Source organism: Vibrio sp. Vb1337 (assembly GCF_033338715.1).
Classification (GTDB): domain Bacteria; phylum Pseudomonadota; class Gammaproteobacteria; order Enterobacterales; family Vibrionaceae; genus Vibrio; species Vibrio alginolyticus.
On record NZ_JAWOTD010000054.1, the window covers coordinates 1 to 1,991 of the forward strand.

The following is a 1,991-nucleotide window of genomic DNA, read 5'->3' on the forward strand; positions in this document are numbered from 1 at the left end:
GCAGCAACTTTACCGATACCAGATTGTAGTAGCACTACATCTACATCGTTAATTTGACCAGAGAAAAACGTACAACCTGCTTTGTTTACGGTTTGGCAGTTTGTCATAGCTTCTTTCAGGATGGTCACTTCTTGTTCCATCGCACCGATGATACCAACTTTCATAACACTCTCTTTAGGTAAAATATTTAATCGGCGAGAGTATAGCACTCCCTGTCAGCAGTTTTCTATTTGATGAGTTCTGCTTTAGAAAGTTCGGTTCGTAATTGCTCGGCCCGTTTTCGATTGACGCCAAAGTCGGAATACCCTACGCGTGATTCTGAACGCACGATCAGAGTATTCCCGTCGATCTTTAATTCGAGATCATCCACGAAGCGCATGATTTTAGAAGTGCATTCAATGCGCAGATAATTGCCATCTTTCTCTGCTGTTTTAGCCCCCGATAGTTGCAGTGCTGCTTGCTCAATTGCATCCAATGTGGCGGATTCGGTGAGAGTAAAAGATTCGAGGTGGTGTTCTTCTCGTTGGTCTTGTGTTGAAACGCAGTTAGGTTTGTTTCCACATGGGGTTTGAGTTCTATCTGGCATCGAAGTGCCTCCTTGGCTGCATGCGGTTAAGCCGAGAAAAGTGATGAGCATCAGAGCGGCTTTTCTCATGAGTTCTATTCCTTCACAGAGGAATTTAATTATATGTAATAAAAGAAAAAAGGATCCAATCTTTGGATCCTTTTTGAGTGTTGGTACGACGCTATACGTTTAAGTAATCAAGAATGCCTTCTGCTGCTTTTCGTCCTTCATCAATGGCGGTTACCACTAAATCAGAACCACGAACTGCGTCTCCCCCAGCAAAGATCTTTTCATTGCTGGTTTGATATTGAAACTCTTGGTTGTTGGGTGCTTTGATTCGTCCCCATTGATCAAGTTCAACATTGAACGGAGTCAGCCAGTCCATTTGATGAGGTTGGAAACCAAATGCCATGATGACAGCATCGGCAGGCAGTACGTGTTCACTTCCTTCTACGGGTTCTGGGCGACGGCGACCTGCGTCATCAGGCTCGCCTAAAGCAGTTTTGACCACTTTCACGCCTGAAACTTTGCCATACGCATCAACCTCAATACCTAAAGGCTGAAGGTTAAACATGAACTTCACGCCCTCTTCTTTGGCATTTTTCACTTCTCGACGGGAGCCTGGCATGTTTTCTTCATCACGACGGTAGGCACAAATCACGTTAGATGCGCCTTGACGGATCGAAGTTCGCACGCAGTCCATCGCGGTATCACCACCACCAAGCACTACGACTTTTTTGCCAGCCATATCGATAAACGGTTGGTTATGTTCTAGCTCCATAACCTTATAGGTATTGGAAATCAAAAATGGTAGGGCGTCATAAACGCCCGGCGCGTCTTCATTTTCCAAACCCGCGCGCATGTATTTGTATGTGCCCACACCTAAGAAAACCGCATCGTATTCATCAAGCAGTTCTTGCATCTGCACATCTTGGCCGACTTCCACATTCATGCGGAACTCAACGCCCATTTCGGTAAATACCCGACGACGATTTTCCATGACCCCTTTTTCCAATTTGAAAGAAGGAATACCAAAGGTAAGTAGGCCACCAATTTCTGGGTAACGGTCAAACACCACAGGTTTTACACCGTTGCGAACTAAAATGTCTGCTGCTGCCAAACCAGCAGGGCCAGCGCCGATGATTGCCACCTTTTTATCCGTCCACTCCACTTTGGACATGTCAGGTTTCCAGCCCATTTCAAAGGCTTTGTCGGTGATGTACTTTTCAATGTTTCCGATCGTGACTGCACCAAAATCATCATTTAGTGTGCACGAACCCTCACACAAACGGTCTTGCGGACACACACGGCCACACACTTCAGGCAAGCTGTTGGTTTGGTGTGAAAGTTCCACGGCTTCTAAAATTCGGCCTTCATTCGCCAGTTTTAGCCACTGGGGAATGTAGTTATGGACGGGGCACTTCCA

The 1,991-nt window shown here is 46.1% G+C and carries 2 protein-coding genes and 1 pseudogene; all 3 read right to left on the reverse strand.

What is annotated here, in order from left to right; genetic code table 11:
- A pseudogene (locus R7E42_RS23725) lies at positions 1-164 on the reverse strand (5'-methylthioadenosine/S-adenosylhomocysteine nucleosidase); the annotation flags it as partial.
- A gap of 62 nt (positions 165-226) precedes the next feature.
- Positions 227-655: a DUF1499 domain-containing protein gene (locus R7E42_RS23730; RefSeq protein WP_318073050.1), complete on the reverse strand. Its 429-nt coding sequence runs from the start codon at positions 653-655 to the stop codon at positions 227-229.
- Between the two features lie 91 nt (positions 656-746).
- On the reverse strand, positions 747-1,991 hold a 1,245-nt coding region (locus tag R7E42_RS23735; RefSeq protein ID WP_318073051.1), incomplete at its 5' end, for an FAD-dependent oxidoreductase.

Excerpts from the sequence above, each read along its gene's own strand:
- R7E42_RS23730 (WP_318073050.1), bottom strand. The coding sequence starts at position 655 with ATGAGAAAAGCCGCTCTGATGCTCATCACTTTTCTCGGCTTAACCGCA.